This is a genomic window from Streptomyces sp. HUAS MS02, assembly GCF_055702265.1.
In genome coordinates this window covers 8,101,746-8,123,697 of the sequence record NZ_CM146747.1, presented here as the reverse complement: position 1 = coordinate 8,123,697, position 21,952 = coordinate 8,101,746, and the positions used below count along the sequence as shown (strand labels likewise).

The 21,952-nt window shown below is 71.5% G+C and carries 17 protein-coding genes; 2 read left to right on the top strand and 15 right to left on the bottom strand.

Annotated features, from left to right (window positions below; all coding sequences use genetic code 11):
* Window positions 1-111: 111 nt before the first annotated feature.
* Complete coding sequence (locus ACZ9QC_RS35100) at window positions 112-2,265, top strand: MMPL family transporter (protein WP_472916759.1); 2,154 nt, start codon at window positions 112-114, stop codon at window positions 2,263-2,265.
* A 12-nt stretch (window positions 2,266-2,277) separates the two neighbouring features.
* On the opposite strand, the gene ACZ9QC_RS35095 is transcribed toward ACZ9QC_RS35100, so the two are convergent.
* Window positions 2,278-3,705 (bottom strand): RsmB/NOP family class I SAM-dependent RNA methyltransferase, encoded by a 1,428-nt coding sequence (locus tag ACZ9QC_RS35095; protein WP_472916758.1) that lies wholly within the window; start codon window positions 3,703-3,705, stop codon window positions 2,278-2,280.
* 146 nt (window positions 3,706-3,851) lie between these two features.
* Window positions 3,852-4,784, bottom strand: coding sequence for a methionyl-tRNA formyltransferase (fmt, locus tag ACZ9QC_RS35090; protein ID WP_184896410.1), 933 nt, complete (start codon window positions 4,782-4,784; stop codon window positions 3,852-3,854).
* 394 nt (window positions 4,785-5,178) lie between these two features.
* On the opposite strand from fmt, the gene ACZ9QC_RS35085 reads away from it, so the two are divergent.
* Complete coding sequence (locus ACZ9QC_RS35085) at window positions 5,179-5,748, top strand: hypothetical protein (RefSeq protein ID WP_215450997.1); 570 nt, start codon at window positions 5,179-5,181, stop codon at window positions 5,746-5,748.
* Between the two features lie 79 nt (window positions 5,749-5,827).
* Here the strand turns inward: ACZ9QC_RS35085 and ACZ9QC_RS35080 are convergent, their stop codons facing one another.
* The 13 genes from ACZ9QC_RS35080 to ACZ9QC_RS35020 all read right to left on the bottom strand — a co-directional run bounded on the left by ACZ9QC_RS35080 (window position 5,828) and on the right by ACZ9QC_RS35020 (window position 21,870).
* Window positions 5,828-8,020 (bottom strand): primosomal protein N', encoded by a 2,193-nt coding sequence (locus ACZ9QC_RS35080; RefSeq protein ID WP_472916757.1) that lies wholly within the window; start codon window positions 8,018-8,020, stop codon window positions 5,828-5,830.
* A gap of 186 nt (window positions 8,021-8,206) precedes the next feature.
* Entirely contained in the window at window positions 8,207-9,430 is a 1,224-nt protein-coding gene (metK, locus tag ACZ9QC_RS35075) for a methionine adenosyltransferase (RefSeq protein WP_472916756.1), read from the bottom strand.
* Between the two features lie 240 nt (window positions 9,431-9,670).
* A complete protein-coding gene (coaBC, locus tag ACZ9QC_RS35070) occupies window positions 9,671-10,873 on the bottom strand; it encodes a bifunctional phosphopantothenoylcysteine decarboxylase/phosphopantothenate--cysteine ligase CoaBC (protein WP_472916755.1) in 1,203 nt (400 codons plus the stop codon).
* Window positions 10,874-11,019: 146 nt separating this feature from the next.
* Entirely contained in the window at window positions 11,020-11,289 is a 270-nt protein-coding gene (gene rpoZ / locus ACZ9QC_RS35065; protein ID WP_005485492.1) for a DNA-directed RNA polymerase subunit omega, read from the bottom strand.
* 64 nt (window positions 11,290-11,353) lie between these two features.
* Window positions 11,354-11,947: a guanylate kinase gene (gene gmk, locus ACZ9QC_RS35060; protein WP_472916754.1), complete on the bottom strand. Its 594-nt coding sequence runs from the start codon at window positions 11,945-11,947 to the stop codon at window positions 11,354-11,356.
* Between the two features lie 60 nt (window positions 11,948-12,007).
* On the bottom strand, window positions 12,008-12,331 hold the full coding sequence (locus tag ACZ9QC_RS35055; RefSeq protein WP_003977346.1) for an integration host factor: 324 nt from the start codon (window positions 12,329-12,331) through the stop codon (window positions 12,008-12,010).
* Between the two features lie 254 nt (window positions 12,332-12,585).
* Window positions 12,586-13,437 carry an orotidine-5'-phosphate decarboxylase gene (gene pyrF / locus ACZ9QC_RS35050; RefSeq protein WP_472916753.1) on the bottom strand — a complete coding sequence of 284 codons (852 nt, stop codon included), beginning with the start codon at window positions 13,435-13,437 and terminating at the stop codon, window positions 12,586-12,588.
* Window positions 13,434-14,540 carry a quinone-dependent dihydroorotate dehydrogenase gene (locus ACZ9QC_RS35045; RefSeq protein ID WP_472916752.1) on the bottom strand — a complete coding sequence of 369 codons (1,107 nt, stop codon included), beginning with the start codon at window positions 14,538-14,540 and terminating at the stop codon, window positions 13,434-13,436. Before ACZ9QC_RS35045 ends, pyrF begins: the two co-directional genes overlap by 4 nt.
* A 55-nt stretch (window positions 14,541-14,595) precedes the next feature.
* The gene (carB, locus tag ACZ9QC_RS35040) at window positions 14,596-17,904 is read right to left on the bottom strand and encodes a carbamoyl-phosphate synthase large subunit (RefSeq protein ID WP_472916751.1); all 3,309 of its coding nucleotides are present in this window, start codon (window positions 17,902-17,904) and stop codon (window positions 14,596-14,598) included.
* Entirely contained in the window at window positions 17,897-19,039 is a 1,143-nt protein-coding gene (gene carA / locus ACZ9QC_RS35035) for a glutamine-hydrolyzing carbamoyl-phosphate synthase small subunit (protein ID WP_472916750.1), read from the bottom strand. Before carA ends, carB begins: the two co-directional genes overlap by 8 nt.
* On the bottom strand, window positions 19,036-19,602 hold the full coding sequence (locus ACZ9QC_RS35030; protein WP_472916749.1) for a PH-like domain-containing protein: 567 nt from the start codon (window positions 19,600-19,602) through the stop codon (window positions 19,036-19,038). The genes carA and ACZ9QC_RS35030 overlap by 4 nt, the downstream gene beginning before the upstream one ends.
* Window positions 19,599-20,885, bottom strand: coding sequence for a dihydroorotase (locus ACZ9QC_RS35025; RefSeq protein WP_472916748.1), 1,287 nt, complete (start codon window positions 20,883-20,885; stop codon window positions 19,599-19,601). Before ACZ9QC_RS35025 ends, ACZ9QC_RS35030 begins: the two co-directional genes overlap by 4 nt.
* Before the next feature lie 4 nt (window positions 20,886-20,889).
* Window positions 20,890-21,870, bottom strand: coding sequence for an aspartate carbamoyltransferase catalytic subunit (locus tag ACZ9QC_RS35020; RefSeq protein ID WP_045557249.1), 981 nt, complete (start codon window positions 21,868-21,870; stop codon window positions 20,890-20,892).
* Window positions 21,871-21,952 lie beyond the last annotated feature (82 nt).

Here is a 21,952-nt window from a genome sequence, read left to right as displayed (position 1 = left end):
TAGACGGTGGTACGTCGGCCACGGGCCCGTCGTGGTTGCTCGCACCCACGCGACGGAGCCGCAGATGTCACCGTCCCGCGCCCCTGGCAGGGCGCGGTTGTGGAGGTCGGTATGACAGGGAACCGCGGCATCGGCCATCTCGTCTGCGGGCGGCGGGCCAAGTGGGTCGTGCTGGGACTGTGGCTGGTGGTGCTGTTCGTGGTCGCGCCGTTCGCCACGAAGCTCACCGACGCCCAGGACAACGACGCCGCCTCCTGGCTGCCGGGCTCGGCCGAGTCGACCCAGGTCCTGGAGATCTCCGAGGACTTCCGGCCGGAACAGATCCCGGCGGTCGTGATCTACGCCCGGGAGAGCGGTCTGACCGCCGAGGACCGGGCGACGATCGAGGCGGACGTACGGGAGCTCAAGCAGCTGACCGCCCACAAGATCATCGGCGACCAGACCCGTGGTCCCGTCTACGACCGCGCGGTCGACCCGAGAGCCGCCCAGGTCCTGGTGCCGATCACGATGGACGAGAAGGGCTGGGAGCGGATCGCGCCCGCGGTGGACTCGATCAGGAACGACGTGGGTGAGGGCGGCGACGGGCTCACCGTGCACATCACGGGCCCCGGCGGTACGTCCGCCGACTTCTCGGAAGCCTTCGAGGGCATCGACTCCACGCTGCTGTTGTCGGCGATGGCCGTCGTCATCGTGATGCTGCTGCTCACCTACCGGAGTCCGACCCTCATCCTGGTGCCGCTCCTCGCGGTCATCGCGGCCCTGTTCACGGCCCAGGCCCTGATCTATCTGCTCGCGGAACACGCCGGCTTGACCGTGAACGGCCAGAGCGCGGGCATCCTCACCGTCCTCGTCTTCGGCGCGGGCACCGACTACGCCCTGCTGCTCGTGGCCCGCTACCGCGAGGAGCTGCGCCGTCACGAGGACCGCCACGAGGCGATGGCCCTCGCCCTGCACCGGGCGGGCCCGGCGGTGCTGGCGTCCGGCGCGACGGTCGTGCTGAGCATGCTGGTGCTGCTGGCCGCGGAGATGAACTCCACGAGCGGTCTGGGTCCGGTGGCGGCCATCGGTGTCGCGATCGCGCTGCTCGCGATGCTGACGCTGTTCCCCGCCCTGCTGGTGATCTTCGGCCGCTGGATCTTCTGGCCGGTGATCCCGCACCTGGGCTCCGCCGACCCGACCGAGCGGGGTGTGTGGGCCCGGATGGGCCAGCGTTTCTCCCGCCGCCCCCGCACGGTCTGGGTGGCGACGGCGGCCGCCCTCGCGCTGTGCTCACTGGGCCTGATCCAGCTGCGCGCGGAAGGCATCAGCAACGCGGACGCCTTCACCGGCAAGCCGGACTCGATCGTCGGCCAGGAGATCTCCGCGCGCTACTTCCCCGCGGGCAGCGGCGATCCTCTGGTGATCATCAGCAATCAGGCGCAGGCCCGGGAGGTGGGCCGGGTCGTCGCCGACACGGAAGGGGTCGTGCCGGACTCCCTCGGCCTGCCACCGGGCACGAAACCCGCCCACGACGGCCGGGTCCTCTTCGAGGCGACCATGTCCGACCCGGCCGACAGCGAGGCGGCGAAGCAGACCGTCGAGCGGGTCCGGGACGCCGTGCACGCCGTGCCGGACGCCGACGCCCAGGTGGGCGGCGGTACGGCGGCCCTGCTGGACATGGACAGGGCGACCGTCCACGACAACATCCTGATCATCCCGCTGGTGCTGGTCGTGGTCCTGCTGATCCTCTGTGCCCTGCTCCGCGCCCTGGTCGCCCCGCTCCTGCTGATCGGGACGGTGATCCTTTCCTTCACCGCCGCGCTGGGCATCAGCGCGCTCGCGTTCAGACACCTCTTCGACTACGCGGGCGAGTCGACCGACTTCCCCCTGTTCGTCTTCGTGTTCCTGGTCGCCCTGGGCATCGACTACAACATCTTCCTGACCACCCGCATCCGCGAGGAGGCCGCCCGGCAGGGCACCCGCAAGGCCGTGGTGACGGGCCTCGCGACGACGGGCGCGGTGATCACCTCGGCCGGCCTGGTTCTCGCCGGCACCTTCGCCGCCCTCGGCACGCTCCCCATGGTCGCCTTCGCGGAGATCGGCTTCGCGGTCGCCCTGGGCGTGCTCCTGGACACCTTCATCGTCCGCTCCGTGCTGGTCACGGCCCTGTTCCTGGACGTCGGCCCGAAGGTGTGGTGGCCCCACAGACTGGCCCGGGAGGACGGCGGAACACCGCCACCGCCGCCGAAGGAACCGGTGGGCGGCGCCGCCGGGCCGCACGGCTGACAGGGCGGAACGTCACGCGACCCGGCGGATGAGGGCCAGGTACATGGCGTCCGTCCCGTGCAGATGGGGCCACAGCTGGATGTCGGGCCCCTCGCCCAGCGCCGGTACGCCCTCCAGCAGGGGCCGCGCGTCGATCAGGTCGGCCGCGTCGCCGTACTGCTTGAGCACGTCGTCGACGACCGCGCGGGTCTCGGCGAGGTGCGGCGAGCAGGTCGCGTAGCCGACGACTCCACCGACCCGCACGGACTCCAGCGCGGTCCGCAGCAGCGCCCGCTGGAGCGGGGCGAACCCGTCCAGGTCCTCGGGCCGTCGCCGCCAACGGGCCTCGGGGCGCCGCCGCAGGGCCCCCAGCCCCGTACAGGGCACGTCCATCAGCACCCGGTCGAACGACCCCGGCCGCCAGGGCGGGCGGGTGCCGTCGGCGGCGATCACCTGGTACGGGCCTGGATTGCCGTTCAGCGCCTTGGCGACCAGCCCGGCCCGGTGCGGCTGCTTCTCGGAGGCGAGCAGCACGGCCCCGCGCTCGGCGGCGAGGGCGGCCAGCAGCGCGGCCTTGCCGCCGGGCCCGGCACACCCGTCGAGCCAGGCCTTGTCCGGACCCTCCAAGGGCGCGTGGGCGAGAGCGAGCGCCACCAACTGGCTGCCCTCGTCCTGCACCCCCGCCCTGCCTTCCCGTACGGCGTCCACGGCACCCGGCTCCCCACCCTCGGAGAGCCGCACGGCGTACGGCGACCAGCGCCCCGCCACCGCGGACTCCTCCCGAAGCAGTTCCTCGGCGGTGGACCGTCCGGGCCGGGCGACGAGCGTGACCTCGGGCCGCTCGTTGTCGGCCTCCAACAGTTCCTCGATCCCGGACCGCCCGCCGCCGAGGGAGTCCCACAGGGCGGAGACGACCCAGCGGGGGTGCGAGTGCACGACCGCGAGGTGGTCCTCCGGGTCGTCCTCGTAGGGCGGCGCGACCCGCTCCAGCCAGCCGTCGAGGTCGTGCCGCGCCACCTTGCGCAGCACGGCGTTCACGAACTTCGCCCGTCCGTCGCCGAGCACGACGCGCGCGAGGTCGACGGAGGCGGACACGGCGGCGTGCGTCGGGATCCGGGTGCCCAGCAGCTGGTGGGCACCGAGGCTGAGCACATCGAGCACGGGCGGGTCGACCTCACGCAAGGGCCGGTCGACGCACTCCGCGATGACCGCGTCGTACGTCCCCTGCCGCCGCAGCGTCCCGTACACCAGCTCGGTCGCCAGCGCCGCGTCCCGCCCGTCGAACTTCTCGGGCCCTTCCTTCTCCCGCGCCCGGCGCAGCAGCGGCGGCAGGACGAGATTCGCGTACGCGTCCCGCTCGTCCACGGCCCGGAGCGCCTCGAAGGCGAGCATACGGACGGGGTCCTTCTGGGGACGGCGGTACGGCTTGCCCGGCTTGCCCGGACGGGACTGCTCACTCACGAAAAAGGTGCTCCGGATACGGGACGAGACATCACGGCCAGGGTACGCCGCGGGGGCGGACCACCGGGCGTCGGCCGCGCAGACCTGCGGTCGGGGCGGCGACGTGCCCGGCGGAATCGAGAATCGAGGACCGAGAACCGAGTCGCTCAGGCTCCGACCGACTCGCCGGATTCGATCCGCACCCCGCGCGCCCAGTCGGCGGCCCGCATCGGCTTCTTGCCCTGCGCCTGCACCCAGAGCAGTTCGACGGCGTACGATCCGGTCCCGACGTACACGTTGTTCTTGCCGACGTCGAGCGCGCCCGGGGCGAGTTCGGTCCGCTCGGGCACCGGCGCGACATGGACGAGCTTCAGCCGCTCCCCACGGAACGTCGTCCACGCGCCCGGCGCGGGTGTGCAGCCGCGCACGACCCGGTCGACGCGCAGCGCGGGGGTGGCCCAGTCGATCCGGGCGTCCTCCACGGTGATCTTCGGCGCGAGGGTGATCCCGTCGGCGGGCTGGGGCACGGCCTTCAGGGTGCCGTCCTCGATCCCGTCCATCGTGGCGGCGAGCAGCCCGGAGCCCGCGAAGGCGAGCCGGGTCAGCAGGTCCCCGCTCGTGTCGGTCGGCCGGATCTCCTCGGTGACCGTTCCGTACACGGGCCCGGAGTCGAGCCCCTCCTCGATCAGGAAGGTGGACGCGCCCGTGATCTCGTCCCCGGCCATGATCGAGTGCTGCACGGGAGCGGCGCCCCGCCAGGCGGGCAGCAGGGAGAAGTGCAGGTTGACCCAGCCGTGCGCAGGCACGTCGAGGGCGACCCGGGGCAGCAGGGCCCCGTAGGCGACGACGGGGCAGCAGTCGGGCGCGATCTCCCGGAGCCGCGCGAGAAACGCCTCGTCCCGGGGCCGGTGGGGCTTCAGCACCTCGATGCCGGCCTCCTCCGCCCGCTGCGCCACCGGGCTCGCGACCAGACGTCGCCCCCGCCCCGCCGGAGCGTCCGGCCGCGTCACGACCGCGGCCACCTCATGCCTCCCCGACGCGATCAAGGCGTCCAACGCGGGAACAGCGACCTCTGGGGTACCGGCGAAGACGAGCTTCATGGATGTCTGACGGCCTCTCGGACGAAAGTTCGTACGCCCTCACGCGACAACGCGGGACAACAGCCCAGTCTATGTTCCACACTTCCCGCAGCCGCCCACCCACTCAACGCCCCAAAACACACGCCACGGCCCGCAGTCGCCGACGGCGGAGCACCCCCGCGGGAGACCCGCACTTGCCGGCCCACCCCGCGCGGGCGGTGCACAGGTGGGAGAACAAGGCCCGAGCCCAGCGCCAGCGGGGGCGCACCCCCACCCACGCGCCCCACGCATATGCCCCCACGCCCCCACCCCGTTACCAGCGGAGCGAATTCGCGTTGGTCAAGAAAGAGTTGACCGATACGCGCCGCAATCGCGGCGCCTCCCCTTTTCCAACGCCGGTTCGAGAGGCTTGTTCATGGCCGACCACGCAACCCACGACGCCCAGGCTCGGGCCAGCCTGCACTTGCTGGTGCGGGACATCGAGCGGGTCCGCCGGCAGGTGGACGCACTGCGCACCCTCACAGCCCAGTTGGGCAACGTCTACCGCCCGCGCCGCTCCGGCCCCTCCACGGGCTTCGTCGTCTACGGGCGCGCCCCCGCCCCGACCGTCCGCCTCGCCCAGGAGCTGCGGGACAGTGTCGAGACCCTCGTCACGGCAGCCGTGGACTTCGACCGCTCGCTCGGTTTCTCATGGGACGCGGTGGGCTCGGCCCTGGGGGTCACCAAGCAGGCCGTACACCGCCGTTACGGCGCCCGCCGCGCCGCCGCGCAGGCCGCCGCCGAGGCGGAACGCACGGGGGAACCCCAGGGCACCCGCACCGTCAACGTCGGCTCCGGCATCCCCACGGTCCCGGCGGCCCGCTCGATGCCCGCTCCCCTGCCCGCCCCGGTGCCCGCGCACATGCCGACGCAGCCGACAGCGGGCAGCCCCACCCTCCGCGAGGACGTGAGACCCACGGCGTTCCCCGGCCCTCGCAACGGCTGACCCGCCCCACGTCTGCCTCCCGGTCTCCGACCGACCGGGAGGCAGACGCATGCCGGAGCCGCCCGGACCCCCGTGCCGCTCACCCGATGTCCAACGGATCCACCCGGATCCGCACACGCGCCCCCTCGTTCACCCCGCGCGCCATCCGCGCCGCCTGTGCACTCTTCAATGCGCCGGCCAGCGCGGCCCCGCTCCCCGGCGGCACCCGGATCAGCGCCCGCTCCCACTGCTCCCCCGGTGTCGGCACCCCGGCCCGCCGCGCCCGTCCCGCACCTGCCGCAGGCCCTCCGCCCGCCCCGGGAACCGGCGGGCCGGCCACGGGCACAGGCCCCAACACCTCCGCGTCCGAGGGCAGTTCGACAGCGGTGAGGAAATCGGCAACCGCCTGGGCCGGGCCGGACACAGCGGCCATCCGTGACACCGGGGGGAACCCCAGCTCGGCCCGTTCGGCGAGTTCCCGCACCGCGTGCCCCACCGGATCCCACCGCACGAGCGCCTGCACGGGCCGCAGCGTCGGCTCGGCCACCACGACGACCGTGCCACCGTCCCCCTGGTTCCGTACGAGCGCGGCCGCGCCGATCCACCGTCGCAGCGCGTCCTCCCCGGCCCGCAGATCCGGTCGGCCGAGCATCGCCCAGCCGTCGAGCAGCAGGGCAGCCGCGTACCCGCCCTCCGCGACCGGCTCGGCCCCGGGCGTGCTCACCACCAGCGCGGGCGTGCCCGGCACGGTGTCGAGCACCTGCTCCCGGCCGGAGGTCCGCACGGGCACGGCGGGAAAGGCCCGCCCCAGTTCCTCGGCGGTCCGCCGCGCTCCCACGATCTGTGCCCGCAGCCGGTGCCCCCCGCACTCGGGGCAGTGCCAGCCGCCCTCCTCACGCCCGCACCATCCGCACCGCAGCGCACCCGAGTCGTCCCGCGCCTGAAGCGGTCCCGCGCAGTGCCGACACCGCGCGGGTTCACGGCAGCGCGCGCAGGCCATCCGCGGCACATATCCGCGCCGGGGCACCTGCACCAGCACGGGGCCGTCCCGCAATCCGTCCCGCGCGACCTGCCAGGCCAGACTCGGCAACCGCGCCGCCCGGGCGGCCTCGTCCCGCGCGAGGTCCGCGTCCCCCACGGTCCGCACCAGCGGCGCGGCGGCCCGGACCTGCTCCCGCCCGGCCACGATCGGCGCGGCCCAGCCGCTCTCGACGAGCTGGGCGGCCTCGACCGTACAAGTCCAACTCCCCAACAGGAAGCCGCACTTGTCCCGGGACGCCCGCAGCTCCAGGACCTCCCGCACATGCGGGAACGGGGCGTTGTCATCACTGTGACTCGCATCGCCGTCGTCCCACACGACAACCAGCCCGAGGTCCCGCACCGGCGCGAACATGGCCGCGCGGGTCCCCACCACAGCCCGTACAGCCCCCCGCCGCACGGCCAGCCACTCCCGGTACCGCCTCTCCTGCCCGGCGTCGGCGGTCAGCAGCGCGTGCCGCCCCTCCCCCAGCAGCCGGCCGAGCGCCTCGTCGACCCGCGCGGCGGGCCGCCCGGCCGGTACGACCACGAGCGCCCCGCGCCCCGACGCCAGCGTCGCCTGCACAGCCCGCGCGATCTCCTCGGCCCACTCGGGCCCCGGCAACGCGGTCCACACGGCCCGGGGCGCGCCGCCCTCGGCCAGCGCCCGCAGGAATTCCCTCCCCCGGCCGTACCGCAGCCACGACCCCGGCTCGGGTGCGGGCGGCGGGGACGCCGGCTCACCCATCCGCACCGCCTCCGCCCGACCGTGCCGAGGCGGAACGGCCAGCTGCAGCACATCGGCGAGGCTCCCCGCGTACCGGTCCGCCACGGCCCGCGCCAGCCCCAACAGCTCGGGCCCCAGCACCGGTTCCGGGGAGACGACCTGCGCGAGCGCGGCCAGCGGCCCGGAGTAGTCCGACTCCGCGACCCGCTCGACGAGAAAGCCGTCGATCAGCGAGCCGCCCTCCCGTCGCCCTGCACGGACGTTGCGCCCCCCGGCGCCGAACCGCACCCGCACCCGCACGCCGGGCTGGGCGACCGCGTCCAGCTCCTCCGGCACCGCGTAGTCGAAGTACCGGTCGAGGTGCAGCACGCCCTTGTCGACCAGCACCCGGGCCACGGGCAGCTCCTTGGCCAGCGCCGCCCCCCGCCAGGTCCGCGGTTTCGCCCGCGGCACCTTGGCCCTGCGCACGGCCTCCCGGACGAGAGCCAGCTGCTCCGGCTCGCCGTCCCCCGCCGCGCCCCCGCCCCTCGTACCGTCCTCGCTGCTCACACGCCCATCCTCCCAAACCCCACTGACAGCCGACGCCGCCCAGGAGCGCGCGCGACGGCGGTGGGACCGTCCGAGGCACGCGCGGCGGTCCGGCGGCCGCGGGGTCGGGGAACGCGACGAGGCCCGGCACCCCCGAAGGAGTGCCGGGCCTCGTCGGAGAACCGGAGAAGTGCCGAGCCGGAGGGCTCAGAGACCCGCGGCCTTGCGCAGTTCCTCGACGCGGTCCGTGCGCTCCCAGGTGAACTCGGGCAGTTCGCGGCCGAAGTGACCGTACGCGGCGGTCTGACCGTAGATCGGGCGCAGCAGGTCGAGGTCACGGATGATGGCCGCCGGACGGAGGTCGAAGACCTCGTCGATGGCCTTCTCGATCCGGTCGATGTCGACCTTGGCGGTGCCGAAGGTCTCCACGAAGAGGCCGACGGGCTCGGCCTTGCCGATGGCGTACGCCACCTGGACCTCGCAGCGGGAGGCGAGGCCGGCCGCGACGACGTTCTTGGCGACCCAGCGCATCGCGTACGCCGCCGAACGGTCGACCTTGGACGGGTCCTTGCCCGAGAAGGCACCGCCGCCGTGGCGGGCCATGCCGCCGTAGGTGTCGATGATGATCTTGCGGCCGGTCAGGCCGGCGTCACCCATCGGACCGCCGATCTCGAAGCGGCCGGTCGGGTTGACCAGCAGGCGGTAGCCCTCGGTGTCCAGCTTGATGCCGTCGTCCAGGAGGGCCTTCAGCTCCGGCTCCACCACGAACTCGCGGATGTCCGGGGCGAGCAGGGACTCCAGGTCGATGTCGCTGGCGTGCTGGGAGGAGACCACGACCGTGTCCAGCCGGACCGCCTTGTCACCGTCGTACTCGATGGTGACCTGGGTCTTGCCGTCGGGACGGAGGTAGGGGATGGTGCCGTTCTTGCGGACCTCGGACAGGCGCTTCGACAGACGGTGCGCCAGGAAGATCGGGAGCGGCATCAGCGTCGGCGTCTCGTCCGACGCGTAGCCGAACATCAGGCCCTGGTCGCCCGCACCCTGCTTGTCCAGCTCGTCGCCTTCTTCACCTGTGGCGGCACCTTCGACCCGGGACTCGTACGCCGTGTCCACGCCCTGAGCGATGTCCGGGGACTGCGCGCCGATCGACACCGACACACCGCAGGAGGCGCCGTCGAAGCCCTTCTTCGACGAGTCGTAGCCGATGTTCAGGATGGTGTCGCGCACCAGCTGGGCGATCGGCGCGTACGCCTTGGTCGTGACCTCGCCGGCCACGTGCACCAGGCCGGTCGTGATGAGCGTCTCCACTGCGACGCGGGACGTGGGGTCCTCGCGCAGGAGCGCATCGAGAATGGCATCGCTGATCTGATCGGCGATCTTGTCGGGGTGACCCTCGGTCACGGACTCCGAGGTGAACAGACGACGGGACACAACGCTCCCTGGGGTTGCAGCGGCTGCTGGCTGATCATTGGCGGACGCGGTCGGGGGCTGCGCCCGGCGTCGTCCGAGAACAGTTTATCGGTCGGGCTCAACCACCGGCCCACCTGTCTCGCCTCTCGGGAGCTCTGTGACCTGCGGCACCTGCATTCTGCCCAATGGCCGCCGCGGTCCGCCAGGGTCGCCACGCCCCAATGTCAGCGGTTCGGGTGAGGGCTGACGCGAATGCCACCGTCACCCGAGTCTGCTCACCACGAGGTCCCAGACCGTCTCCGCCAGGGCTTCCTTGGGGCCGTACGGGACCGGTGTCTCGCTTCCGTCGGCTCCCAGCACCACGGCCTCGTTCTCCTCGGAGCCGAAGGTCTTGCGCTCCCCCACCTCGTTCACCACCAGCAAATCGCACCCCTTGCGGGCCAGTTTGGCGCGGCCGTTGGCGAGAACGTCGTCGGTCTCGGCGGCGAAGCCGACGACCACCTGGCCGGGGCGGGAACGGTCCGCCGAGATCTCCGCGAGGATGTCCGGATTTCGCACCAGGACGACGGGCTCGGGCTCCTGGCCGTCCTTCTTCTTGATCTTTCCACTGGCGTAGGTCTCGGGGCGGAAGTCGGCCACGGCCGCCGCCATCACCACGACGTCCGCGTCCGGCGCCGCCTTGAGCACCGCCTCGCGCAGCTGGACCGCCGTACCGATCCGGACGACGTCCACACCCGCCGGGTCCGGCAGTCCGGTGTTGCCCTCGATCAGCGTGACCCGGGCGCCGCGCGCGGCGGCCGTACGGGCGAGGGCGTACCCCTGTTTGCCGGAGGAGCGGTTGCCGAGGAAGCGGACGGGGTCGAGGGGCTCCCGGGTGCCGCCGGCGGTCACCACGACGTGCCGGCCGACGAGGTCCGGCTCGGTGACGCCCCGCGCCAGCACCCGGCGGCAGACCTCGAAGATCTCCGCGGGGTCCGGCAGTCGGCCCTTGCCGGTGTCGACGCCGGTCAGTCTGCCGACGGCGGGGTCGATGACGAGGGCGCCGCGGCGGCGGAGGGTCGCCACGTTCTCCTGGGTGGCCGGGTGTTCCCACATCTCGGTGTGCATGGCGGGGGCGAAGACGACCGGACAGCGAGCGGTGAGGAGGGTGTTGGTCAGGAGGTCGTCGGCCAGGCCATGGGCGGCCTTGGCCAGCATGTCGGCGGTCGCCGGGGCGACGACGACCAGGTCGGCCTCCTGCCCGATGCGCACGTGCGGCACCTCGTGGACGCTCTCCCAGACCTCGGTGGAGACCGGGTTGCCGGAGAGCGCGGACCAGGTGGCGGCGCCGACGAAGTGCAGTGCGGAGTCGGTCGGCACGACCCGTACGTCATGACCGGATTCGGTCAGCCGACGCAGCAGCTCGCACGCCTTGTAGGCGGCGATCCCACCGCTGACCCCCAGAACGACCTTCGGCTTGCCCACCGGGCCTCCCCGCACTCGGATGTGTACGCCTTCTGCGTGACGCCTCAATGACACACCACAGGCCCGACAGTCGCTCCCCCAGCTAACGCTGGGAGGTGCCCCCTGCCGGGCCTGTGGAAAAACCTACTGCGATCTGCCGATATGACTTACGCGGGGCCCTCGACGGCCTCGGACGTCAGCAGACCCGCGTTGATCTCGCGCAGGGCGATCGAGAGCGGCTTCTCGTGGACGTGGGTGTCGACGAGGGGACCGACGTACTCGAGGAGGCCCTCGCCGAGCTGCGAGTAGTACGCGTTGATCTGGCGAGCGCGCTTGGCCGCGTAGATCACGAGGCTGTACTTCGAGTCGGTTGCCTCGAGGAGCTCGTCGATCGGCGGGTTGATGATGCCCTCGGGCGCGGAGATGGAAGAGGACACGCTCTACCTTCCGATGGATGGGAAAAGATCGGTCGTGATCACAGAAAACGGACAGACCCCGTGATCACACAACATCCATCAAGGCTAGCAGCTCGCGGGCCACGTCCTCGACGGAGGTGTTGACCAGGGTGACGTCGAACTCCGGCTCGGCCGCCAGCTCGACCTTCGCCGCCTCCAGGCGGCGTTCGATCACCTCGGGCGGTTCGGTGCCCCGCCCGGTGAGCCGACGCACCAGCTCCTCCCAGGAGGGAGGTGCCAGGAAGACCAGCTGGGCGTCCGGCATGGTCTCGCGGACCTGCCGCGCGCCCTGGAGGTCGATCTCCAGCAGGACCGGCTCGCCCTTCTCCAGGCGTTCGAGCACGGCGGCCCGCGGAGTGCCGTAGCGGTTGCCGGCGAACTCGGCCCACTCCAGCAGCTCACCGTTGGCGATCAGCTTGTCCAACTCCTCGTCGGTGACGAAGAAGTAGTGGACGCCGTGCTGCTCGCCGGGGCGCGGCTTGCGGGTCGTCGCCGACACCGAGAGCCAGACCTCGGGGTGCGCCTTGCGCATATGGGCGACGACCGTGCTCTTGCCGACCCCGGAGGGGCCGGAGAGCACGGTCAGCCGCGGACGTACGTCCGGGGGCTCGGGGGTCGTCCCCCGGAATGTTGCAGCCATGCAGCGATTATTCCAGCAATCCCGGAGTGCCCGGGACTCCCTTCCCGTCAGGGGGCGGGATCAGGAACCGGTGCTGCCGAACTCACGCTCCAGGGAAGCGATCTGGTTGGAACCGAGGCCGCGTACACGACGGCTCTCGGAGATGCCGAGTCGCTCCATGATCTGCTTGGCGCGGACCTTGCCCACGCCCGGCAGGGACTCGAGCAGGGCGGAGACCTTCATCTTGCCGATGACGTCGTTCTCCTGGCCCTGCTTGATGACCTCGTGCAGGGAGGCGCCGGAGTGCTTGAGTCGATTCTTGACCTCGGCCCGCTCCCGGCGAGCCGCGGCGGCCTTTTCGAGCGCGGCTGCGCGCTGTTCAGGGGTAAGGGGCGGAAGAGCCACGCCTACGTCACCTCGGATGTCGAACTGTCGGATACGGACCGGTGAGGAACCTAGTCGCCCCACACCTGGGGTGCCACGAGCAACACGCTCGCCCGTTCACCCTGCTCGGAGACTAGCGGCCAACTCCGCCAGAGTCAGCGAGAACAGCGGAAAAGTCCTGGTCAGCCTCCCTGGAGTCGGACATAACCGGCATATTGCCCCGGATTTGAGAATGTATTCAGACTCAAGGCGTCCGGTAACCGCCCCTCACACACTCATCGGAGGTCTCGGACGGTCGCCGTCGCGGTGCGGATCTCGTCCGCGAAACGATCTGAGGCGTCACGCAGCGCGACGATGTCGCGACCGTGACGAAGGACACCCCGACTGACGTTCGGGACCACATTGCCCACGGCGGACCCGAAGACCGCCGGGAGATCGGCCGGCGTGGCCCCCTGCGCCCCGATGCCGGGCGCGAGGAGAGGTCCACCGATGTTCAGGTCGTACGACGAGAGGTCACCCAGCGTGGCGCCGACGACGGCCCCGAAGGACCCCAGGGGCGCCTCTCCCGCGTTCTCGGCGGCCAGGTGCGCCAGCATGGTCGCGCCGACGTTCCGGCCGTCGGTGCGGACCGCGTGCTGCACCTCGCCGCCCTCCGGGTTGGAGGTCAGCGCCAGCACGAACAGTCCGGCCCCGTTCTCGCGCGCCAGCTCCACGGCGGGCTTCAGCGAGCCGTAGCCCAGGTAGGGCGAGACCGTCAGCGCGTCCGAGAAGAGGGGCGCGTCCTTGTGCAGGAAGGTCTCGGCGTACGCCGCCATGGTGGAGCCGATGTCGCCGCGCTTGGCGTCCATGACGACCAGCGCGCCCGCCGCCCGCGCCTCGGCCACCGACTTCTCCAGTACGGCGATGCCGCGCGACCCGAAGCGCTCGAAGAACGCGCTCTGCGGCTTGAGGACGGCGACCCGGTCGGCCAGCGCCTCCACCACCGTGCGGCTGAAGTGCTCCAGGCCCGTGACGTCGTCGTTCAGGCCCCAGTCGGCGAGCAGGGAGGCGTGCGGGTCGATGCCGACGCACAGCGGTCCGCGCTCGTCCATGGCTCGGCGCAGCCGTGCGCCGAAGGGCTCGGTCATACCGTCTTCCTCACGTCGGCGCCGACCGCGTCGGCGAGGGTGGCGTACGGGCTCGTGCGCAGCCGCGCGGCGAGCCCCTTGTGGAGGGCGCGGCTCCAGAAGGGCCCCTGGTAGACGAAGGCGCTGTAGCCCTGGATCAGGGTGGCGCCCGCCAGGATGCGCTCCCAGGCGTCCTCGGCGTTCTCGATGCCGCCGACGCCCACCAGGGTGATCCGGTCGCCCACGCGCGCGTAGAGGCGGCGCAGGACCGCGAGGGAGCGGGCCTTGAGGGGGGCTCCGGAGAGGCCGCCCGTCTCCTTCACGAGGGAGGGTGCGGAGGTGAGGCCGAGTCCCTCGCGCGCGATGGTGGTGTTCGTGGCGATGATCCCGTCCAGACCCAGCTCCACGGCGAGGTCGGCGACGGCGTCGATGTCCTCGTCGGCGAGGTCCGGCGCGATCTTCACAAGGAGCGGGACCCGACGGGTGCGGACCGTGCGGTCGGCGGCCTCGCGGACGGCGGTCAGCAGCGGCCGCAGCGCCTCGGTGGCCTGGAGGTTGCGCAGGCCGGGCGTGTTGGGCGAGGAGACGTTGACGACGAGATAGTCGGCGTAGGGGGCGAGGCGCTCGGTGGACTTCACGTAGTCCCCGACGGCCTCGTCCTCGGGCACGACCTTGGTCTTGCCGATGTTGACGCCCACGACCGTCCTGAAGACGGGGGTGCGGGAGGCCAGGCGGGCGGCGACGGCGAGCGAGCCCTCGTTGTTGAAGCCCATGCGGTTGATCAGCGCGCGGTCGGCGACCAGACGGAACAGCCGCTTCTTGGGGTTGCCGGGCTGGCCCTCGCCGGTCACCGTGCCGATCTCGACGTGGTCGAAGCCGAGCATCGACATCCCGTCGATGGCGATCGCGTTCTTGTCGAAGCCGGCGGCGAGTCCGAAGGGGCCGTGCATCCGCAGCCCGAACGCCTCGGTGCGCAGCTCCTCGTAGCGGGGCGCGAGCGCCGCCGCCAGGAAGGTGCGCAGCACGGGGACGCGGGAGGCGAGGCGGATCCAGCGGAAGGCCAGGTGGTGGGCCTCCTCCGGGTCCATCCGTGTGAAGACCAGACGGAAGAAGAGCTTGTACATGATGGTGTCCTCACGAAGAGGGGGACACCGTTTCCGGTGTCCCCCTCTTCGGCTGCTAGTCGCGGGCCGCGGTCAGGTGTTCGGCGTGTTCCTGGAGCGAGCGCACGCCCACTCCGCCGTGGTTGAGCGCGTCGATGCCCTGGACGGCTGCCGCGAGGGCCTGGACGGTCGTCAGGCACGGCACGGAGCGGGCCACGGCGGCCGTACGGATGTCGTAGCCGTCGAGGCGGCCGCCGGTGCCGTACGGGGTGTTGACGATGAGGTCGACCTCGCCGTCGTGGATGAGCTGGACGATCGTCTTCTCGCCGTTCGGGCCGGTGCCCTCGGACTGCTTGCGGACGACGGTGGCGTTGATGCCGTTGCGCTTGAGGACCTCGGCCGTGCCGGACGTGGCCAGCAGTTCGAAGCCGTGCGCGACCAGCTCGCGGGCCGGGAAGATCATCGAGCGCTTGTCGCGGTTGGCGACCGAGATGAACGCGCGGCCCTTGGTGGGCAGCGGCCCGTACGCGCCCGCCTGCGACTTGGCGTACGCCGTGCCGAAGACCGAGTCGATGCCCATGACCTCGCCGGTGGAGCGCATCTCCGGGCCGAGGATGGTGTCGACGCCGCGCCCGTGGATGTCGCGGAAGCGCGACCACGGCATGACGGCCTCCTTGACGGAGATCGGCGCGTCGAGCGGCAGCTCACCGCCGTCGCCGTTCTTCGGCAGCAGCCCCTCCTCGCGCAGCTCGGCGATGGTCGCGCCGAGGGAGATCCGGGCGGCGGCCTTGGCCAGCGGCACCGCGGTCGCCTTCGAGGTGAAGGGGACGGTGCGGGAGGCGCGCGGGTTGGCCTCCAGGACGTAGAGGATGTCGCCGGCCATCGCGAACTGGATGTTGATCAGGCCGCGCACGCCGACGCCCTTGGCGATGGCCTCGGTGGAGGCGCGCAGGCGCTTGATGTCGAAGCCGCCGAGGGTGATCGGGGGCAGGGCGCACGCCGAGTCGCCGGAGTGGATGCCGGCCTCCTCGATGTGCTCCATCACGCCGCCGAGGTAGAGCTCGTGGCCGTCGTACAGGGCGTCCACATCGATCTCGATGGCGTCGTCGAGGAAGCGGTCGACGAGGACCGGCCGGGAGGGGCTGATCTCGGTCGACTCGGCGATGTACGCCTCCAGGCGGGCCTCGTCGTAGACGATCTCCATGCCGCGTCCGCCGAGCACGTAGGACGGGCGGACGAGGACCGGGTAGCCGATCTCGTCGGCGATGGCCTTGGCGCCGGCGAAGGTGGTCGCGGTGCCGTGCTTGGGCGCGGGCAGGCCTGCCTCGGCGAGGACGCGGCCGAAGGCGCCCCGGTCCTCGGCGGCGTGGATGGCCTCCGGTGAGGTGCCGACGACGGGCACGCCGTTGTCCTTGAGCGCCTGCGAGAGGCCCAGCGGGGTCTGGCCGCCGAGCTGGACGACGACGCCCGCGATCGGACCGGCCAGCGACTCGGCGTGGACGATCTCCAGCACGTCCTCGAGCGTCAGCGGCTCGAAGTACAGCCGGTCGGAGGTGTCGTAGTCCGTGGAGACGGTCTCCGGGTTGCAGTTGACCATCACGGTCTCGTAGCCCGCGTCGCTCAGGGCGAAGGAGGCGTGCACGCAGGAGTAGTCGAACTCGATGCCCTGGCCGATGCGGTTCGGGCCGGAGCCCAGGATGATCACGGCCGGCTTCTCGCGCGGGGCGACCTCCGACTCCTCGTCGTAGGAGGAGTAGAAGTACGGCGTCCTCGCGGCGAACTCGGCGGCGCAGGTGTCGACCGTCTTGTAGACCGGGCGCACGCCCAGCGCGTGCCGGACCTCGCGCACGACGTCCTCGCGCAGCCCGCGGATCTCGGCGATCTGTTGGTCGGAGAAGCCGTGCCGCTTGGCCTCGGCGAGCAGCTCGGGGTCGAGCCTGTCGGCCTCGGCCAGCTCGTCCGCGATCTCCTTGATCAGGAAGAGCTGGTCGACGAACCACGGGTCGATCTTGGTGAACTCGAAGACCTCCTCGGGCGTGGCGCCCGCCCGGATGGCCTGCATGACGGTGTTGATCCGGCCGTCGGTGGGGCGGACGGCCTCGTCGAGGAGGCGGTCCTTGTCGCCGGGCTCACCGACGAAGGTGAACTGGCTGCCCTTCTTCTCCAGCGACCGCAGCGCCTTCTGGAGCGCCTCGGTGAAGTTGCGGCCGATCGCCATGGCCTCGCCGACCGACTTCATGGTGGTGGTCAGCGAGGAGTCGGCGGACGGGAACTTCTCGAAGGCGAACCGCGGGGCCTTGACGACGACGTAGTCGAGCGTCGGCTCGAAGGAGGCCGGGGTCTGCTCGGTGATGTCGTTCGGGATCTCGTCGAGCGTGTAGCCGACGGCGAGCTTGGCGGCGATCTTGGCGATGGGGAAGCCGGTCGCCTTGGAGGCCAGCGCCGAGGAGCGCGAGACGCGCGGGTTCATCTCGATGACGATGACCCGGCCGTCCTCGGGGTTGACCGCGAACTGGATGTTGCAGCCGCCGGTGTCGACGCCGACCTCGCGGATGATCGCGATACCGACGTCACGCAGCACCTGGTACTCGCGGTCGGTCAGGGTCATCGCGGGCGCGACCGTGATCGAGTCGCCGGTGTGCACGCCCATGGGGTCGAAGTTCTCGATGGAGCAGACGACCACGACGTTGTCGTGCTTGTCGCGCATCAGCTCCAGCTCGTACTCCTTCCAGCCGAGGATGGACTCCTCCAGGAGCACCTCGGTGGTCGGGGAGAGGGTCAGGCCCTGGCCGGCGATGCGGCGCAGCTCGTCCTCGTCGTGGGCGAAGCCGGAGCCGGCGCCGCCCATGGTGAAGGAGGGGCGGACGACGACGGGGTAGCCGCCGAGCGTCTCCACGCCGCCGAGCACGTCGTCCATGGAGTGGCAGATGACCGAGCGGGCGGACTCGCCGTGCCCGATCTTGGCGCGGACGGCCTCGACGACCTCCTTGAAGAGGTCGCGGTCCTCACCCTTGTTGATGGCCTCGACGTTGGCGCCGATCAGCTCGACGCCGAACTTCTCCAGCGTCCCGGCCTCGTGCAGCGAGATGGCCGTGTTGAGGGCCGTCTGACCGCCGAGGGTGGGCAGGAGGGCGTCCGGGCGCTCCTTGGCGATGATCTTCTCGACGAACTCCGGGGTGATCGGCTCGACGTAGGTGGCGTCGGCGATCTCCGGGTCGGTCATGATCGTCGCCGGGTTGGAGTTGACGAGGATGACGCGCAGGCCCTCGGCCTTGAGCACGCGGCACGCCTGGGTGCCGGAGTAGTCGAACTCGGCGGCCTGGCCGATGACGATCGGGCCGGAGCCGATGACCAGGACGGACTGGATATCGGTGCGCTTAGGCACGCTGGCCCTCCATCAGGGATACGAAGCGGTCGAACAGGTAGGCGGCGTCGTGCGGGCCCGCTGCCGCTTCGGGGTGGTACTGGACGCTGAACGCCGGCCGGTCGAGGAGCTGGAGCCCCTCCACCACGTTGTCGTTGAGGCAGACGTGGGAGACCTCGGCGCGGCCGTAGGGGGTGTCGGAGACCTGGTCGAGCGGGGCGTCGACGGCGAAACCGTGGTTGTGCGCGGTGATCTCGACCTTGCCGGTCGTACGGTCCTGCACCGGCTGGTTGATGCCGCGGTGGCCGTACTTCAGCTTGTAGGTGCCGAAGCCGAGCGCGCGGCCCAGGATCTGGTTGCCGAAGCAGATGCCGAAGAGCGGGGTGCCGCGCTCCAGGACCGCCTGCATGACGGAGACCGGGTGGTCGGCGGTGGCCGGGTCGCCGGGGCCGTTGGAGAAGAACACGCCGTCGGGGTCGACGGCGTACACGTCCTCGGCCGTGGCGGTGGCCGGGAGCACGTGCACCTCGATGCCGCGCTCGGCCATGCGGTGCGGGGTCATGCCCTTGATGCCGAGGTCGACGGCGGCGACGGTGAACTTCTTGGTGCCGATCGCGGGGACGACGTACGTCTCCTTGGTGGCGACCTCGGCCGAGAGGTTCGCGCCCTTCATCTCGGGGGCCTCGCGGACCTCGGTGAGCATGATGCCCTCGTCGGGCAGCGCGTTGCCGGAGAAGATGCCGACGCGCATGGCGCCGCGCTCACGGAGGTGGCGGGTGAGGGCGCGGGTGTCGATACCGGAGATCCCGACGACGCCCTGGGCGCGCAGCTCGTCGTCCAGGGAGCGGCGGGAGCGCCAGTTGGAGGGCACGCGCGCGGGGTCGCGGACGACGTAGCCGGAGACCCAGATCCTCTTGGACTCGGGGTCCTCGTCGTTGACTCCGGTGTTGCCGACGTGCGGGGCGGTCATGACGACGACCTGGCGGTGGTACGACGGGTCGGTGAGGGTCTCCTGGTAGCCGGTCATCCCGGTGGAGAACACGGCCTCGCCGAAGGTCACCCCCACGGCCCCGTAGGCACGGCCGCGGAAGATCCGGCCGTCCTCCAGGACGAGTACGGCGGGAACCCTGGTGGCTCCCCGGGTGGAGGTCGTCATCGTGCGCCTTCCGTTTCCGTCTTGTTGATCATCTGGTTCAGGGTCTCGACCCACTCGTTGTGCTCGGCCGCGCGGTCGGAGCGGAATCCGGAGTCGAGCAGCTTGCCGCCGTGCTCCCAGGTGACGACCAGCAGGCCGCCCTCGGTGAGGACCTTGCCGGCGATGCCCTTGTCGAGCCGGGCCTCGCGCAGCGCCGCGACCGGGACGAAGAAGTCCGTCGCCCCCGGGCGTACGACGTCCAGGCCCGCGTCCGTCAGCGTCAGCTCGACCCGGCTGCGGGTGCCCAGGCCGTGCGCCACGATGCGGTCGAGCCACTGCCCGGCGGTGGTGGAGCCGTGGTAGCGGCCACTCATGCTCAGTCTGGCCTCGCCCGGCTCGTCCGGCGCGGTGGACAGGGCGGGCAGATCGCTCTGGAGCGTGCCGCGCCACTTCCAGCCCTCGCGCATCAGCCAGTACACGAGCGCGACGAAGAGGGCGAGTCCGACGACCCAGCCGATGCGCGCGGCCCAGTCGGTGACCTCGGCCGATTCCTTCTCCGCGGCCAGCAGAATTACAGGTGTCACGTGAGCTTCCCGTCGACGAGCGTGGCCTTGCCCCGCAGCCACGTGTGCGTGACACGGCCCGGCAGCTCGCGGCCCTCGTAGGGGGTGTTGCGGCTGCGCGAGGCGAAGCCCGCGGGATCCACCGACCCACGGTATGCCGTGTCGACGAGCGTGAGGTTGGCGGGCTCACCTGCCGAGACGGGACGTCCGTGACCGGCCGCCCGGCCGATCTTCGCGGGCTTGAACGACATACGGTCCGCGACGCCGGCCCAGTCGAGCAGACCGGTGGTGACCATCGTCTCCTGGACCACCGACAGCGCGGTCTCCAGGCCGACCATGCCCATGGCCGCCGCGGCCCACTCGCAGTCCTTGTCCTCGTGCGGGTGCGGGGCGTGGTCGGTGGCGACGATGTCGATCGTGCCGTCGGCGAGCGCCTCGCGCAGCGCCAGCACGTCGCGCTCCGTGCGCAGCGGCGGGTTCACCTTGTACACCGGGTTGTACGACCGCACCAGCTCGTCGGTGAGGAGGAGGTGGTGCGGGGTGACCTCGGCGGTGACGTCGATGCCGCGGGACTTGGCCCAGCGGACGATCTCGACGGACCCGGCGGTCGAGAGGTGGCAGATGTGGAGGCGGGAGCCGACGTGCTCGGCGAGCAGGACGTCCCGGGCGATGATCGACTCCTCGGCCACCGCGGGCCAGCCGCCGAGGCCCAGCTCGGCGGAGACGACGCCCTCGTTCATCTGGGCGCCCTCGGTCAGCCGGGGCTCCTGCGCGTGCTGGGCGACGACACCGCCGAAGGCCTTCACGTACTCCAGGGCCCGGCGCATGATCACCGCGTCGTCGACGCACTTGCCGTCGTCCGAGAAGACGGTGACCCCGGCGGCCGACTCGTGCATCGCGCCCAGCTCCGCGAGCTTCTTGCCCTCCAGGCCGACGGTGACGGCGCCGATGGGCTGCACGTCGCAGTAGCCGTGCTCCTGGCCGAGCCGGTAGACCTGCTCGACCACGCCGGCGGTGTCGGCGACCGGGAAGGTGTTGGCCATGGCGAAGACGGCCGTGTAGCCGCCGGTGGCCGCCGCGCGGGTGCCGGTCAGCACGGTCTCGGAGTCCTCGCGGCCGGGCTCGCGCAGATGGGTGTGCAGGTCGACCAGGCCCGGCAGGAGCACCTTGCCGTCGGCCTCGACGACGACGGCGCCCTCGTCCGACAGGCCCGTGCCCACCTCGGCGATGATCTCGCCGTCGATCAGCACGTCCTGCGGCTCGCCGCCCAGCACCTTCGCACCACGGATCAGGATCTTGCTCATGGACTTACTTCTCCTCGGTGGTGCGGGTGTGGGTGACGGCGGGTTCGTTGCCGCCGAGCAGCAGGTACAGGACGGCCATCCGGATGGAGACGCCGTTGGCGACCTGCTCGACGACGGTGCAGCGGTCGGAGTCGGCGACCTCGGCGGTGATCTCCATGCCCCGGACCATCGGGCCCGGGTGCATCACGATGGCGTGCTCGGGCATCCGCGCCATCCGGTCGCCGTCGAGGCCGTAGCGCCGCGAGTACTCGCGCTCGGTGGGGAAGAACGCGGCGTTCATCCGCTCCCGCTGCACCCGCAGCATCATCACCGCGTCGGACTTGGCGAGCGTGCTGTCGAGGTCGTACGACACCTCGCAGGGCCAGGTCTCGACACCGACCGGGACCAGGGTGGGCGGGGCGACGAGGGTGACCTCGGCGCCGAGGGTGTGCAGCAGGTCGACGTTGGAGCGGGCGACCCGGCTGTGCAGGACGTCGCCGACGAGCGTGATCCGCTTGCCGGACAGGTCCTGGCCGAGCCCGGCGTCGCGGCCGACCAGACGGCGGCGCATGGTGAAGGCGTCGAGCAGGGCCTGGGTGGGGTGCTGGTGGGTGCCGTCGCCCGCGTTGATCACGGCGGCGTCGATCCAGCCGGAGGTCGCCAGCCGGTACGGGGCCCCCGAGGCGCCGTGCCGGATGACGACGGCGTCCACGCCCATCGCTTCGAGGGTCTGGGCGGTGTCCTTCAGGGACTCGCCCTTGGAGACGCTCGACCCCTTGGCGGTGAAGTTGATGACGTCCGCCGAGAGGCGCTTCTCGGCGGCCTCGAAGGAGATCCGGGTGCGGGTGGAGTCCTCGAAGAAGAGGTTGACGATCGTCCGGCCGCGCAGTGTCGGCAGTTTCTTGATCGGCCGGTCGGCGACCCGGGCCATCTCCTCGGCGGTGTCGAGGATCAGGACGGCGTCGTCACGGGTGAGGTCGGCGGCCGAGATGAGATGACGCTGCATCTTTCAGGCTCCGTAAGGCAGTTCGGGAGATTACGGGCAGTCAGGGGCATCGCGAGGAGACGTACGGCACCAGGCCGCACGC